We start from the raw sequence: 15,392 nt of genomic DNA on the forward strand, positions 1-15,392 counted from the left end.
GAATTCGCATGGAAAATTTAGCATTAATCGATTCATTTTCAGAGTTTAAAGATGATAAACTTATTGATCGTGTAACGCTTATGGCAATTTTGGAAGATGTATTTAGAAATGCATTGAAGAAAAAATACGGTTCAGATGATAATTTTGACATCATCATAAATCCTGATAAAGGAGATATGGAGATTTGGAGAAGAAGAGTAATCGTTGCTGACGAGGATTTGGATTTTGAAAATGAGGAAATTACATTAACTGAAGCTAGAAAAATTGAAGCCGATTTCGAAATTGGCGAAGAAGTTTCAGAAGAAGTTAAATTGATAGATTTAGGAAGAAGGGCGATATTGGCTTTAAGACAAAACTTGATCTCAAAAATACACGAACACGATAATACTAATCTTTACAAGCAATTTAAAGATATTATTGGAGATATTTATACTGCCGAAGTGCATCACGTACGTCCAAGAGTTGTAATTTTGGTGGATGATGACGGAAACGAAATCATTTTGCCAAAAGAAAAACAAATTCCTTCTGACTTTTTCCGTAAAGGAGATAATGTTAGAGGTATAATTGAAAGCGTTGAACTGAAAGGCAACAAACCTCAAATTATTATGTCCAGAACTTCAGATAAGTTCTTGGAAAAATTATTTGAGCAGGAAATCCCTGAAGTTTTTGACGGTTTGATTATGGTTAAAAATGTGGTAAGAATTCCAGGTGAAAAAGCAAAAGTAGCTGTTGATTCTTATGATGATCGTATTGATCCAGTTGGAGCCTGCGTTGGTATGAAAGGGTCTCGTATCCATGGAATTGTTCGTGAATTAGGAAATGAAAATATTGATGTTATTAATTATACCAATAATATTCAATTGTATATTACAAGAGCATTAAGTCCTGCCAAAGTTTCTTCTATCAAAATCAACGAGGAAGCTAAAAGAGCTGAAGTGTTTTTGAAATTAGAAGAAGTTTCTAAAGCAATTGGTAGAGGAGGTCATAATATTCGTTTGGCTGGGCAGTTAACGGGATATGAATTGGATGTAATTCGTGAAGGTGATGTTGCAGGAACAACAGCAGATGATGATGATGTTGAATTAACCGAGTTTTCAGATGAAATTGAAGAGTGGGTTATAGAAGAATTTGCAAAAATTGGTTTGGATACTGCTAAAAGTATTTTGAAACACGATGTTGAAGATTTAGTTAGAAGAACAGATCTGGAAGAGGAAACGATTTTGGATGTAATGAGAATATTAAATGAAGAGTTTGATAGTTAACAGGCTGTTAATTCCTCATATAAAATAAATTTCTATTTTTATTGTAAAGTAAAAATGGGACAACGAATAAGGTAAAAATAAAAAGATTTTATGTCTGAAGAGAGAATTATTAGAATAAACAAGGTTTTAAGGGAATTAAATATTTCGTTAGAAAGAGCTGTGGATTATCTTAAGGATAAAGGAATTGCTATTGAGTCAAATCCTAACACAAAAATTTCTGAACAGGAATTTAATATCCTCCAAAATCAGTTTGCAGGCGACAAGGGGAATAAGGAAGCTTCAAAGGAAGTAAGTGAGGAGAAAAGGAAGGAAAAAGAAGCTTTACGTATAGAACGCGAAAAAGAAGTCGAAGACAAACGAAAAATAGAAGAGGATCGTCTAAAACAGCAAGAAATTATTAAAGCGAGAGCTGTATTGTCCGGACCTGTTCAAGTTGGTAAAATTGATCTTAATCCTAAGAAAGCTGTTACTGTTCCAGATCCTGTTGTTGCTGAAAAAGTAATTGCTCCTGTAGATGTAACTCCAAAAGAGACACCTGCTGTTGAAGTTAAGAAAGAAGCTGTTGAGCCTGTAGTGAAAATTGAAGCTCCAGTAGAAAGCGTAAAAGAGGTTCCTGCTTCCAAAGACAATGAGGTTAAAGACAAACCAAAATTTAAGGAAGTCAAGAATGAGGTTAAACAATCGGAAATTGTTGTTGAGAAAAGAACAGATGATTCTGTAAATGAATCTCCAGTTGAGGAATCTATAGCTACACAATACCAAAAACTTTCTGGTGCAACCTTAACTGGTCAGGTTATTGACTTGTCTCAATTTAATAAACCCAAGAAGAAAAAAGAAGATCCTAAAATTACGCCTAACAAGCCTGGTGCACCTGGAGTTCCTGGTGTGAATAATGCGAATAAAAATAAACGCAAGAGAATTGCTCCAAAACCTGGAGCTCCAAAACCTCCTGCAACTCCTGGTGTTACTGGAGCGCCAAATCCTAATAAGATTACCCCAAATACTGGTGGTGGAGGTTTTAATGCCAATAGAAGTGCAAGACCTGGGTTTGTAAAAGGGAATAGGCCTGCAATTGTTGCAAAAGTTGAGCCAACGGAAGAAGAGGTTAAAAATCAAATTCGTGAAACTTTAGAGAAGCTTCAAGGTAAAGGAGGTAAATCTAAAGCGGCCAAATATAGAAGAGATAAAAGAGACACGCACCGTCAGAAATCTGATGACGAGCAAAGAGCTTTAGATGAAGGAAGCAAAACAATTAAAGTTACAGAATTTGTTACTGTAGGTGAAATTGCTATTATGATGGATGTGCCAATTACCAAAGTGATTGGAACATGTATGTCGCTTGGAATCATGGTTACTCAAAACCAGCGTTTGGATGCAGAGACATTAACAATTGTTGCTGACGAATTTGGATATGAAGTAGAATTCATTACTGTTGATATTGAAGAAGCTATTCAGGTTGTTGAGGATAAAGAAGAAGATTTAGTTTTCAGAGCACCGATTGTAACTGTAATGGGTCACGTCGATCACGGTAAAACATCTTTACTGGATTATATACGTAAAGAAAATGTTATTGCGGGAGAATCCGGAGGGATTACGCAGCATATTGGTGCATATGGTGTAACATTGGATAATGGTCAAAAAATAGCTTTCCTTGATACACCTGGTCACGAAGCATTTACGGCAATGCGTGCTCGTGGAGCTCAAGTTACAGATATCGCAATTATTGTAGTAGCGGCAGATGATGATATCATGCCACAAACCAGAGAGGCAATTTCGCATGCACAAGCTGCGGGTGTTCCAATTATATTTGCAATTAATAAAATTGATAAGCCAAATGCGAACGTTGAAAAAATTAAAGAGCGTTTAGCTGGTATGAATTTATTGGTAGAAGATTGGGGTGGAAAAATTCAATCACATGATATCTCTGCCAAAATTGGGACAGGTGTAAAAGAACTGTTAGAAAAAGTATTATTGGAGGCAGAAATTCTAGACTTGAAAGCTAATCCAAATAAAGCAGCTCAAGGAACAGTTGTAGAAGCTTTCTTGGATAAAGGAAAGGGATATGTTTCTACTATATTGGTGCAGCATGGAACCCTTAAAATTGGTGATTATATGCTGGCTGGTAAACATCATGGTAAAATTAAAGCTATGCATGATGAAAGAGGGAATGTTGTAAAAGAAGCTGGGCCTTCAACGCCTGTGTCTGTTCTAGGATTAGATGGTGCTGCAACTGCAGGTGATAAGTTCAATGTTTTTGAAGACGAAAAAGAAGCTAAGCAAATTGCTGCTAAACGTTCTCAATTAATGCGCGAGCAGTCTGTACGTACACAACGACATATTACATTAGATGAAATTGGACGTAGAATTGCATTAGGTCAATTTAAGGAATTGAACATCATACTTAAAGGAGATGTTGATGGATCTGTTGAAGCCTTATCTGATTCGTTCTCAAAATTATCTACCGAAGAAATTCAAATCAACATTATACATAAAGGTGTTGGAGCAATTACTGAAACCGATGTAATGTTGGCTTCTGCTTCTGATGCAATTATTATCGGATTTAACGTTCGTCCTGCTGGAAATGCAAGACAGCTGGCTGATAAGGAAGAAATCGATATCCGTTATTACTCAATTATCTATGCAGCTATCGATGACTTGAAAGATGCAATGGAAGGAATGTTGGCGCCAGAGATGAAAGAAGAGGTTCTTGGTACTGCAGAAATCAGAGAGTTGTTTAAAATTTCAAAAGTGGGTACAATTGCTGGATGTATGGTTACTGATGGTAAAATTACCAGAAATGGTAAAATCAGAATCATTAGAGATGGTGTAGTTGTCCATGAAGGAGAGCTTGTTGCTTTGAAACGTTTCAAAGATGATGTTAAAGAAGTTTCTAAAGGATACGATTGTGGTATTCAGATTAAAGGATACAATGATATCGAGGAAAGAGATGTTATTGAAGCTTACCATGAAGTAGCTATTAAAAAGAAATTGAAATAATATTCAATTTATATATTTATAAAAATCCCATTTCGTTGGGATTTTTTTGTTTATTAGATTAACACCTTAACAATGATGCTGGTATAGTATTTTAGTTTTTTAAAGTATTATTTTTATTGGCTAAAAAGTTTTTTATGATACAGGAAAGACGAGTTGGAATACTTGGCGCAATGCCAGAAGAAATTAACGGAATTATTTCTTTGATTAAAAATAAAAAGAAAGTTACAAGAGGCATGCGTGTCTATTATACTGGATTAATAAACGACATTGAAGTAGTGGTCGTTTTTTCCAGATGGGGGAAAGTGGCTTCTGCTACGACTGTAACTCATTTAATTGTTGAGTTTGGGATTACAGAGTTGATATTCACAGGTGTTGCTGGTGCTATTAATCAAAACTTGAATATTGGTGATATAGTAATTGCAGATAGTTTAGTACAGCATGACATGGATGCCCGTCCTTTAATGAAGCAATTTGAAATTCCGCTTTTGGGGAAAACAATTTTGCACCCTGATGAGAATTTATTAAGAAATGCTTTGGAGATTATCTCCAGACTGATTAATGAGAAAAGTTTAATTAATTTGCTTTCTTCTAATCAAAAACATTTATTTTCGTTGGAAAATCAGAAAGTAATTATTGGTCAGATTGCAAGTGGTGATAAATTTTTTTCTGCCAATGCAGAGAAAGAGAATCTTTTAGGAAGGCTTCCTGATGTTGTATGTGTTGAAATGGAAGGCGCGGCAGTGGCTCAGGTCTGTTTTGAATACAATATTCCTTTTGTTATTATCCGAATTATATCTGATACTGCTAATGAAAATTCTTTTGTAGAATTTCAGCAATTTGTCTCGGAAGTTGCATCAATATTTGGAGTAGAAATAATTCATAAACTTATTTGTAAAAATTAAGTTTATGAATTATTTAATGCCTAACCCTTTTATTTGTTAGGTTTAATCAGAAATACGCTTTTATATCTCTTTTTGATTTCTGGGAGATTACGTTCGGCTTCCATTCTAGTTCTAAAATTCCCTACCCAAACTTTGTAATTAGGGGTGTTAAAAATAATAGTTCCATCTAGATCTTTGAATTCTTGCTTGAATTCGGATAATGTTTTTTTTGCTGTTTCGCTTACTCCGTTAAAGATTTGAATTTTGTAACGGTCATTATATGATAAATTTGGATTTGATTTCCTTTTTTCTGTCAGCAATTGCTCGAATTTTGGGTCTTGATTTACAGTTAAATTCGGATTTTGAGCGTCTATATTCATTGTGATACAACAAAATAACGCTGCTGATAATAATGGGTGTAATGATCTTAAAAATCTCATAATCTGCTTATTTATTTTACAAAAATAACATTTTAACAGGAAATTGAATTGGATTCCTTATTTAGATTTGATATAAATTATAATTAAGATTATTTTAAGGTTTTGAGAATAGTTCTTAAGTCGTATTTTTGTCGCAGTTTTTAAAATAAGAGGGTTTCGTCTTCTGATTTATTTAGATGATAAGCGAACAATTTTTAGTAGATAATCAATATATTAATATGAAAAAGGTGGGTAACCATAATTCGAATTCAAGGAAATTATTTTTAAGCTTAGCGTTAATGTTGAGCATTTCCGTAGCTTCACTTGCTCAAGATGCAGCTCCAGCGGCTGCGGATGCTGCAGCGGCTCCAGCAGCGAGTTCTGGAGGTGATGCTGTAAAAGGTAAAGAGCTTTTTAATGCCAATTGTGCTGCTTGTCACAAACTTGATGGTAAATCTACTGGTCCAGCATTGAGAGGGATATCTGCTAAACATGACATGGCTTGGATTTATAAATGGGTTCACAATAGTGGCGATTTAATTAAATCAGGTGATGCGGCAGCTGTTAAAGTATTTGAAGAGAATAATAAAATTCCAATGACTCCTTTTCCTCAATTATCTGAAGGAGATATTGATAATATTATAGCGTATACTTCTGAACCAAAAGCTGAAGCTGCAGCAGCTCCTGCTGCTGGTGGTACTGCCGAAGTTGCTGCTAATGCTTCTCAAGAAAATGGTGTGTCTAATAATGTTATATTGGGAGCTTTGTCATTAGTAATGGCAATACTTATTGTAATGCTGGTGTTGGTAAACAAAGTGTTGAGAAAAGTAGCTGCTGCAAATGGTATTGAAGTAGCTAAGAAAGAACCAACATTGCCAATTTGGAAAGCTTTTGTAAAAAATCAATTTTTAGTTCTGGTTTCTGTTATTTTTATGCTTTTAGCAGGTGCTTATTTAGTATATGGATATTTTATGCAAGTTGGTGTAGATCAGGATTATCAGCCAATTCAGCCAATTCACTACTCTCATAAAATTCACGCTGGGGATAATGAAATTAACTGTAAATATTGTCACTCTGCTTCACGTGTAAGCAAGACTGCAGGTATTCCTTCGTTGAATGTTTGTATGAACTGTCACAAAAGCATCAGTGAAGTTGCTGAAACTACGGCAACACCTGAATACAGCAAGGCTTTTTATGATGCAGAAATTCAAAAATTATACAAAGCCGTTGGCTGGGATGCTGCTTCACAATCTTATACTGGAAAAACTGAGCCTGTAAAATGGGTTCGTATTCATAATTTACCTGATTTTGTATATTTCAATCACTCTCAGCACGTAACTGTTGCTGGTATTGAGTGCCAGACTTGTCACGGTCCTGTTCAGGAATTTGAAATTATGAAACAGTTCTCTCCTTTAACAATGGGATGGTGTGTTAATTGCCACAGAAAAACTGATGTTAAAATGGAAGGAAATGAGTATTACACAAAAATACACGAAGAACTTTCTAAAAAATATGGCGTAGAGAAACTTACTGCTGCTCAGATGGGCGGTTTAGAGTGTGGTAAATGTCACTATTAAGAATTTAATTGTATCGCATAAAGTGATTTAGATTAAAGGAAAGAACAAAAAAGAAATTATTAAGATTAATATTTATATATAATATGTCATCAAACAAAAAATACTGGAAAAGTGTTGAAGAACTAGACGGAAATAGTTCTATTGTTGAGGCGCTTAGAAATAACGAATTTGTTGAAGAGATTCCTACGGATGAGTTTTTAGGAAATGAAGCAGCTTTGTCTTCTTCTTCAACTACACGTCGTGACTTTTTAAAGTACGTTGGTTTTAGTACAGCTGCAGCTTCTCTTGCTGCTTGCGAGGGTCCTGTGCATTTGTCAATTCCTTATGTTTTGCAGCCGGAACAAATCGTTCCTGGGGTAGCTGATTATTATGCAACTTCAGTTTTTGATGGTTTTGATTTTGCAAATCTTTTGGTAAAAACTCGTGAAGGGCGTCCAATTAAGATTGATAATAACACTATTGCTGGAGCTAAGTTTACAGCTAATGCCAGAGTTCATGCTTCTATATTGTCATTGTATGATAGTATGCGTTTGAAAGAGCCTAAGGTAGATGCTAAAAAATCTTCTTGGTCTGCAGTTGATTCAAAAATCAAATCTAGTATTGTTGATGCTAAAGCAAAAGGAGGACAAGTTGTATTTTTGACAAATACTTTGGCAAGTCCATCTACTGAAAAGTTGATTGCTGACTTTATCGGTAAAAATCCAAATGCTAAACATGTTATATATGATGCTGTTTCTTCTTCTGAAGCTTTAGATGCTTTTGAAGCTGTTTATGGTGAAAGAGCTTTGGTTGATTATGATTTTTCAAAAGCTTCATTAATCCTTTCTGTTGGAGCTGATTTCCTTGGAGATTGGCAAGGTGGCGGATATGATGCAGGATATGCCAAAGGCAGAATTCCGTCTGGAACTGCTGGAAAGAAAACAATATCAAAACACATACAACTAGAGTCTAATATGACTTTATCTGGTGCTGCTGCTGATAAGCGTATTGCAATGTCAACTGCTAATCAAAAACAGGCATTGGTTCAAATATATAATATTATTACTGGTGGATCAGTTGCTGGTTCATTGGATAATGCTTTTAAGGCAGATGTTGCAAAAGCTGCTCAACAGTTGAAAGCTGCGGGATCTAAAGGAGTTTTGGTTTCTGGTATTCAGGATAAAAATGCTCAATTATTGGTTCTTGCAATTAATCAAGTTTTGGCTAGTGAGGCTTTCACTACTTCTGGTACTAGACAAATACGTAAAGGGTCTAATGAAAAAGTTGCTCAATTAGTTAAGGATATGAATGCAGGAAGTGTTCATACGTTAATTATGAGTGGCGTTAATCCAGTATATACTTTGGCAGATAGCAAATTATTTGTTGAAGGATTGAAAAAAGTAAAAACTTCAGTTACATTATCTTTAAAAGAAGATGAAACTGCTTCGTTGACTACAATTGCTGCTCCAGTTCCTCATTACTTGGAAGCTTGGGGAGACTTAACCTTGACAAAAGGAACTTATAGTTTAACTCAGCCAACTATTCGTCCATTATTCGATACAAAACAATTTCAAGATATTTTATTATCATTAAACGGAATTCCTGGGACTTACTACGATTATTTGAAAGCTTTTTCTGCTTCAATAACTGTGGGTACTTCTTGGAATAAAGTTCTGCATGATGGTGTATATGTAGGTATTGTTCCTGCAGCTGCGGGTGGAACTGCTGATTATGCAGGCGCTGCTAATGCACTGGCCCAGGCAAAAGCTGTCGCTACTGAATTGGTATTATATACCAAGACAGGTTTAGGTGATGGCCAGCAGGCTAATAACCCATGGTTGCAAGAGTTTCCGGATCCATTAACAAGAGTTTCTTGGGATAATTATGTTACTGTTTCTAATGTGGATGCTAAGAAATGGGGATTAACTAATGAAATCGTCGCAAATGGCGGATTAAACGGAAGCTACGCAAATTTGACTGCTAACGGTGTAAAGCTGGAAAATGTTCCGGTAATTGTTCAGCCAGGTCAAGCGTTAGGAACTGTGGGAATGGCTTTAGGATATGGCCGTAAAGCTGCCTTGAAAGAAGAAATGCAAGTAGGTATTAATGCTTATGCTTTATATGCCGGATTCAATAATGTGCAGTCTGTTACAATTGAAAAAGCAAGTGGAGAGCATGAATTTGCTTGTGTTCAAGGACAAAAAACATTAATGGGCAGAGGAGACATCATTAAAGAAACTACCCTTAAAACTTTTAATGAGGAAGATGCTGAAATCTGGAATGAAAAACCAGTTGTATCTTTAGATCATAAAGAAGTAAAAACTACAACTGTTGATTTATGGGGTTCATTTGATCGTTCTACAGGACACCATTTTAATCTTTCAATTGATTTGAATGCTTGTACTGGTTGTGGAGCTTGTGTTATTGCATGTCATGCTGAGAACAATGTTCCCGTAGTTGGTAAATCTGAAGTAAGAAGAAGCCGTGATATGCACTGGCTGCGTATTGATAGATATTATTCTTCTGAAAGCACTTTTGAAGGCGATAACGAAAGAAAAGAAAATATAGCTGGTTTATCTAGTTCATTGTCTACTTTCAATGAAATGGAGAAAGCGGGAGATAATCCGCAAGTTGCTTTCCAGCCGGTAATGTGTCAGCACTGTAACCATGCTCCTTGTGAGACTGTTTGTCCAGTTGCTGCAACATCGCATGGCCGACAAGGTCAAAACCAAATGGCATATAACAGATGTGTTGGTACTCGTTACTGTGCTAACAACTGTCCTTATAAAGTACGTCGTTTCAACTGGTTCTTATACAACAAAAACAGTGAATTTGATTATCATATGAATGATGATTTAGGACGTATGGTATTAAACCCAGATGTTAATGTTCGTTCCCGTGGAGTAATGGAAAAATGTTCTATGTGTATTCAAATGACACAAGCAACAATCCTGAAAGCTAAAAACGAAGGAAGAACAGTAAAAGATGGTGAATTCCAAACTGCTTGTTCAAGTGCTTGTTCTACTGGAGCTATGGTATTTGGAGATGTAAATGATAAAGATGCTGCTGTTACTAAATTGGCAGAAGATGAAAGAAGCTATCATTTATTAGAGCATGTTGGTACAAAACCAAATGTTGTATACCATGTTAAAGTTAGAAATACCTAGTACAAAAATTATTAATTAAGAATCAAATAAAGGATTATGTCGTCTCACTACGAAGCAGCCATTAGAAAACCCTTAGTTATAGGTGATAAATCATATCACGATATAACTGTAGATGTAGCCGCGCCTATAGAAGGTAAAGCAAATAAACAATGGTGGATTGTATTTTCAATCGCATTAATAGCCTTCCTTTGGGGATTAGGCTGTATTATATACACAGTATCTACAGGTATTGGTACTTGGGGATTAAACAAAACAGTTGGCTGGGCTTGGGATATTACTAACTTCGTTTGGTGGGTTGGTATTGGTCACGCAGGAACTCTTATTTCTGCAGTACTTTTATTATTCCGTCAGCGATGGAGAATGGCTATTAACCGTTCCGCAGAGGCGATGACTATTTTCTCTGTAATACAAGCGGGTTTATTTCCAATTATACACATGGGACGTCCTTGGTTAGCATACTGGGTTTTGCCAATTCCGAACCAGTTCGGATCTCTTTGGGTAAACTTTAACTCACCATTGCTTTGGGACGTATTTGCAATCTCTACGTATTTATCTGTTTCATTAGTTTTCTGGTGGACAGGTTTATTGCCTGACTTTGCAATGCTGCGTGATAGAGCAATCACCCCATTTAATAAGAGAATATATTCTATCTTGAGTTTTGGATGGAGCGGAAGAGCAAAAGACTGGCAGCGTTTTGAAGAAGTTTCTTTAGTTCTTGCTGGTTTAGCTACGCCTCTTGTACTTTCTGTACATACCATTGTATCGATGGACTTTGCTACTTCTGTAATTCCAGGATGGCATACCACTATTTTCCCTCCTTATTTCGTTGCAGGAGCGGTATTCTCAGGATTTGCAATGGTTAATACTTTGCTTATTATTATGAGAAAAGTTATTAATCTTGAAGCTTATATCACTATTCAGCATATCGAATTGATGAATATTGTAATTATGATTACAGGTTCTATAGTTGGTGTTGCTTATATTACTGAGTTATTCATTGCATGGTATTCTGGAGTAGAGTATGAGCAATATGCTTTCTTGAACAGAGCTACAGGACCTTATGCTTGGGCTTATTGGGCAATGATGACTTGCAACGTGTTTTCTCCACAATTTATGTGGTTCAAAAAATTAAGAACGAGTATCATGTTTTCTTTCATAATTTCGATAGTAGTTAATATCGGTATGTGGTTTGAAAGATTTGTAATTATCGTAACTTCATTGCATAGAGATTATTTACCATCTTCATGGACTATGTTTTCTCCAACTTTTGTTGACATTGGGATTTTTATCGGTACAATAGGTTTCTTCTTTGTATTATTCTTATTGTATGCAAGAACATTCCCTGTTATTGCACAAGCAGAGGTTAAAACAATATTGAAGGCTACAGGAGAAAATTATATTAAAGAAAGAGAAGCTAATAAACATTCACATCATGAGTAATAAAGTTATATACGCCATTTATAATGACGATGATATTTTGATGGATGCTGTAAAAAAGACACGCGCAGCTCATCATCATATTGAAGAAGTATTCACGCCATTTCCAGTTCACGGGCTTGATAAGGCAATGGGACTTGCACCTACACGTTTAGCTATATGTGCTTTTATTTACGGATTGTGTGGTTTGTCTTTTGGAACCTGGATGATGAATTATATCATGATTCAGGATTGGCCACAGGATATTGGTGGAAAACCAAGTTTCAGCTATATCGATAATATGCCGGCTTTTGTGCCTATTATGTTTGAAGAGACTGTTTTTTTTGCAGCTCACTTAATGGTTATTACTTTTTATATGAGAAGCAGATTATGGCCGTTTAAAGAAGCTGAAAATCCAGATGTAAGAACTACTGATGATCATTTTTTAATGGAAGTTGCCGTTAATAATAATGAGGAGGAATTAGTTTCTTTTTTTGAAGGAACTGGTGCAGTAGAAGTTAAAGTAATTGAAAAGCATTAATTGTAGATATGAAAAGTTTATATAAAATAACATTTGTATTTGGTTTAATGGTAATGGTTTCGTCATGCCGTCATAATGACAGTCCAAATTATCAATATATGCCTAATATGTACGAGGCAGTAAGTGCTGAAACTTATAGTACGGCTCCAGTTGATGTGTTTAAAAATGGTAAAGAGGGTCAGCTTCCTGCAGCAGGTTCTATCAATAGAGGTTTTGAGCCATTTGAATATAATAATACTCCAGAAGATTATGCTTTGGCAAAAGCCAATTTAAAATCTCCTTTAGATTCATTAGACAGAGGTTCTGACAAAGGGAAAGAGCTTTATGAAATTTATTGTATCAGCTGTCATGGTGCTGCTGGTGATGGTAAAGGAAAATTAGTCGAAAGAGAAAAATTTCTTGGTGTACCTAACTATAAAGATAGAGATATTACAGAAGGAAGTATTTTCTTTGTTGAAACTTATGGTTTAAATGCTATGGGTTCACATGCTAATCAAATGAGTGCTCACGAACGCTGGCTAGTTGCTGACTATGTTCTTAAACTAAAAGCACAATAATAATTGTTGAACAAACTGATCGTAATAGATATGTATACATTTTCAAGTAAATTAAAAACTTTTTCTTTCGTCTTAATGGCCATTGGTCTTTTAGGAATTGGATATGGTTTTTTGAGTGCACCTAAAAATATTCAAGAAGTTGAAGCTCTTCTTGCTGCTGACTCACATGGAGGACATCATGAAGCTGCAGCTGCTGCTCATGGTTCTGAAAGTGCTCATGAGGCAGTTACGCCTGAGCATGATGCAGCTGGGGCTGGAAAGCATGAGGCAAAAGCTGATACTGAACACCAAGAGCATTTGGAGCATGTTTTTCATCAATTAAGCAACAAGCCTTGGGCAGCTTTATATGTAGCTTGTATATTTTTTATGCTGCTTTCTTTAGGAACTCTAGCTTTTTATGCTATTCAGCAGGTTTCACAAGCTGGATGGTCTCCAGTTCTGTTTAGAGTTATGCAAGGGATTACTGCTTACTTGCCTGTAGGTTCAGTAATATTTTTTATCATACTTGTACTTTGTGGTCTTCACTTTAATCATTTGTTTATCTGGCTTGATCCTGAAGTAGTAAAACATGATGAGTTAATCCAGACTAAATCAGGTTTCTTGAACTTTCCATTTTGGATTGTCAGAGCTGCTGTATTTTTGGCTGGATGGAATTTATACCGTTATTTTTCTAGAAAAAACTGTCTGGCTCAAGATGAATCAAATGATAATAGTTTTTATAAAAAGAATTTTAACTATTCAGCTGGATTTTTAGTTTTCTTTATTGTTACTGAATCAATTATGTCTTGGGACTGGATTATGTCAATCGATCCTCACTGGTTCAGTACTCTGTTCGGATGGTATGTATTTGCAAGTTTCTTTGTGAGTGGTATCACTATGATTTGTATGGTAGCACTTTACTTGAAATCTAACGGATATTTAGAACACGTAAACACTAGCCATATTCATGACTTAGCTAAGTTTATGTTTGGTATCAGCGTATTCTGGACTTACCTATGGTTTTCTCAATTTATGTTGATTTGGTATGCTAATATTCCTGAAGAGATTACTTACTTCATTACCAGGATTCAAGAGTATAACCTGCCTTTCTTTGGTGCTGTTGTCATGAATTTCTTGTTTCCTGTATTAATCTTGATCAATACCGATTTCAAACGAATCACTTGGGTTCTAGTTATGGCTGGAATTGTAATATTAGCGGGTCATTATATTGACTTCTTTAATATGATTATGCCTGGTACTGTTGGTAATAGCTGGTTTATTGGTATTCCAGAGATTGCATCCGTTTCATTCTTTCTTGGATTATTTATTTTTGTTGTATTTACAGCATTAACTAAAGCTCCTTTGTTGCCAAAAAGAAATCCATTTATAGAAGAGAGTAAACATTTTCATTATTAATATTTAAAGAGATAAACAGATGACGAGTTTGTTGGTAATTATAGTTCTGGTTTTATTAGCCGTTGCAATATGGCAATTGACCAAGATATTCGATTTAACGCAGGTTGCTTCGACTTCGGACAGTTCGCAGGTTGCAACTGATGATGATAACAATGTTCAAGGATATTTGATGTTTGGTTTTTTAGCCTTCATCTATATTTTTACTATATATGGAGTTTATACATGGGGACCTTTGGTCCTCCATACTCCAGCTTCTGATCATGGAGCATTAATTGATCGCCTGATGAATATTACATGGGTGTTGATTTTTACTGTTCAGGCAATTACTCAAGTGTTATTGCACTACTTTGCTTTCAAATACAGAGGTAATAAGGATAAAAGAGCCTTATATTTTGCAGATAATAATAAGTTAGAAGCTATCTGGAGTGTTATTCCTGCAGTTGTATTAGCTGGATTGATTCTTTACGGTCTATATGCTTGGACAAATATTATGTTTATTGATGAGGATGATGATACTGTCGTAATTGAATTATATGCTCAGCAGTTTAAATGGACTGCAAGATATGCAGGTCCTGATAATGTTTTGGGTAAAGCAAATGTTAGATTAATTGATGGTGTTAATACCTTAGGTGTTGATATGTCTGATCCTTATTCTCAAGATGATATCGTGGTTTCTGAACTGCATATCCCTAAAGGTAAAAAGATTCATTTCAAAATGAGATCTCAAGATGTATTGCACTCAGCTTATTTTCCTTATTTTAGAGCTCAGATGAACTGTGTTCCAGGTATGGTTACTGAGTTTGCTTTTACTCCCATTTATACTACAGCAGAATATCAAGCTTTGCCTTATATGGTTGAGAAAGTTGCTAATATTAATGCAATCAGAGCTAAGAAAAGTCTTGAATTAGTTGCAAAAGGAGAGCCTGCTCTGGATCCATACACTTTTGAGTACTTGTTGTTATGTAATAAAATTTGTGGTTCTTCTCACTATAATATGCAAATGAAAGTTGTAGTTGATACACCAGAAGACTATAAAGCATGGTTAAGCGAAAAGGCTACTCTTGTTAGTGAAGTTAAAGCTTCAAAAGCTGAACCAGCTGCTCCCGAAGCTCCTTTACAAAAGGATTCAGCTGTAGCAAAAGATACTGCAGCTGTTGCTAAAATAGCAATGAAATAATTATTATTAAGAAAATTTAAAGTA

The 15,392-nt window shown here is 35.4% G+C and carries 11 protein-coding genes; 10 read left to right on the forward strand and 1 reads right to left on the reverse strand.

The window, feature by feature from the left end; genetic code table 11:
* Window positions 1–8 precede the first annotated feature (8 nt).
* The 3 genes from nusA to ABEG11_RS02305 all read left to right on the forward strand — a co-directional run bounded on the left by nusA (window position 9) and on the right by ABEG11_RS02305 (window position 5,161).
* Window positions 9–1,262, forward strand: a complete 1,254-nt coding sequence (gene nusA / locus ABEG11_RS02295) for a transcription termination factor NusA (RefSeq protein ID WP_348822587.1) — start codon at window positions 9–11, stop codon at window positions 1,260–1,262.
* Between the two features lie 90 nt (window positions 1,263–1,352).
* On the forward strand, window positions 1,353–4,259 hold the full coding sequence (gene infB, locus ABEG11_RS02300) for a translation initiation factor IF-2 (protein ID WP_348822588.1): 2,907 nt from the start codon (window positions 1,353–1,355) through the stop codon (window positions 4,257–4,259).
* A 134-nt stretch (window positions 4,260–4,393) separates the two neighbouring features.
* Window positions 4,394–5,161 carry a 5'-methylthioadenosine/adenosylhomocysteine nucleosidase gene (locus ABEG11_RS02305; protein ID WP_348822589.1) on the forward strand — a complete coding sequence of 256 codons (768 nt, stop codon included), beginning with the start codon at window positions 4,394–4,396 and terminating at the stop codon, window positions 5,159–5,161.
* Between the two features lie 29 nt (window positions 5,162–5,190).
* Here ABEG11_RS02305 and ABEG11_RS02310 read toward each other — a convergent pair whose 3' ends face one another.
* Window positions 5,191–5,580, reverse strand: a complete 390-nt coding sequence (locus ABEG11_RS02310) for an SPOR domain-containing protein (RefSeq protein WP_348822590.1) — start codon at window positions 5,578–5,580, stop codon at window positions 5,191–5,193.
* A gap of 218 nt (window positions 5,581–5,798) precedes the next feature.
* On the opposite strand from ABEG11_RS02310, the gene ABEG11_RS02315 reads away from it, so the two are divergent.
* The 7 genes from ABEG11_RS02315 (at window position 5,799) to ABEG11_RS02345 (ending at window position 15,368) form a co-directional block, all read left to right on the forward strand.
* A complete protein-coding gene (locus tag ABEG11_RS02315) occupies window positions 5,799–7,136 on the forward strand; it encodes a c-type cytochrome (RefSeq protein WP_348822854.1) in 1,338 nt (445 codons plus the stop codon).
* An 83-nt stretch (window positions 7,137–7,219) separates the two neighbouring features.
* Entirely contained in the window at window positions 7,220–10,282 is a 3,063-nt protein-coding gene (locus tag ABEG11_RS02320; RefSeq protein ID WP_348822591.1) for a TAT-variant-translocated molybdopterin oxidoreductase, read from the forward strand.
* Between the two features lie 36 nt (window positions 10,283–10,318).
* The gene (gene nrfD, locus ABEG11_RS02325) at window positions 10,319–11,722 is read left to right on the forward strand and encodes an NrfD/PsrC family molybdoenzyme membrane anchor subunit (RefSeq protein WP_348822592.1); all 1,404 of its coding nucleotides are present in this window, start codon (window positions 10,319–10,321) and stop codon (window positions 11,720–11,722) included.
* Window positions 11,715–12,239 (forward strand): DUF3341 domain-containing protein, encoded by a 525-nt coding sequence (locus ABEG11_RS02330; protein WP_111409729.1) that lies wholly within the window; start codon window positions 11,715–11,717, stop codon window positions 12,237–12,239. Before nrfD ends, ABEG11_RS02330 begins: the two co-directional genes overlap by 8 nt.
* 8 nt (window positions 12,240–12,247) lie before the next feature.
* Window positions 12,248–12,796 carry a c-type cytochrome gene (locus tag ABEG11_RS02335; protein ID WP_348822593.1) on the forward strand — a complete coding sequence of 183 codons (549 nt, stop codon included), beginning with the start codon at window positions 12,248–12,250 and terminating at the stop codon, window positions 12,794–12,796.
* A gap of 30 nt (window positions 12,797–12,826) precedes the next feature.
* Window positions 12,827–14,191, forward strand: coding sequence for a quinol:cytochrome C oxidoreductase (locus ABEG11_RS02340; RefSeq protein WP_348822594.1), 1,365 nt, complete (start codon window positions 12,827–12,829; stop codon window positions 14,189–14,191).
* 19 nt (window positions 14,192–14,210) lie between these two features.
* Window positions 14,211–15,368, forward strand: coding sequence for a cytochrome c oxidase subunit II (locus ABEG11_RS02345; RefSeq protein ID WP_348822595.1), 1,158 nt, complete (start codon window positions 14,211–14,213; stop codon window positions 15,366–15,368).
* Window positions 15,369–15,392 lie beyond the last annotated feature (24 nt).

Origin of the sequence: Flavobacterium aestuarii (genome assembly GCF_040049115.1) — a bacterium.
Lineage (GTDB): Bacteria > Bacteroidota > Bacteroidia > Flavobacteriales > Flavobacteriaceae > Flavobacterium > Flavobacterium aestuarii.

Bases quoted from the DNA above. Each gene is read 5' to 3' on its own strand.
- nusA (WP_348822587.1), top strand. From the start codon at position 9: ATGGAAAATTTAGCATTAATCGATTCATTTTCAGAGTTTAAAGATGAT.
- infB (WP_348822588.1), top strand. From the start codon at position 1,353: ATGTCTGAAGAGAGAATTATTAGAATAAACAAGGTTTTAAGGGAATTA.
- ABEG11_RS02305 (WP_348822589.1), top strand. From the start codon at position 4,394: ATGATACAGGAAAGACGAGTTGGAATACTTGGCGCAATGCCAGAAGAA.
- ABEG11_RS02310 (WP_348822590.1), bottom strand. From the start codon at position 5,580: ATGAGATTTTTAAGATCATTACACCCATTATTATCAGCAGCGTTATTT.
- ABEG11_RS02315 (WP_348822854.1), top strand. From the start codon at position 5,799: ATGAAAAAGGTGGGTAACCATAATTCGAATTCAAGGAAATTATTTTTA.
- ABEG11_RS02320 (WP_348822591.1), top strand. From the start codon at position 7,220: ATGTCATCAAACAAAAAATACTGGAAAAGTGTTGAAGAACTAGACGGA.
- nrfD (WP_348822592.1), top strand. From the start codon at position 10,319: ATGTCGTCTCACTACGAAGCAGCCATTAGAAAACCCTTAGTTATAGGT.
- ABEG11_RS02330 (WP_111409729.1), top strand. From the start codon at position 11,715: ATGAGTAATAAAGTTATATACGCCATTTATAATGACGATGATATTTTG.
- ABEG11_RS02335 (WP_348822593.1), top strand. From the start codon at position 12,248: ATGAAAAGTTTATATAAAATAACATTTGTATTTGGTTTAATGGTAATG.
- ABEG11_RS02340 (WP_348822594.1), top strand. From the start codon at position 12,827: ATGTATACATTTTCAAGTAAATTAAAAACTTTTTCTTTCGTCTTAATG.
- ABEG11_RS02345 (WP_348822595.1), top strand. From the start codon at position 14,211: ATGACGAGTTTGTTGGTAATTATAGTTCTGGTTTTATTAGCCGTTGCA.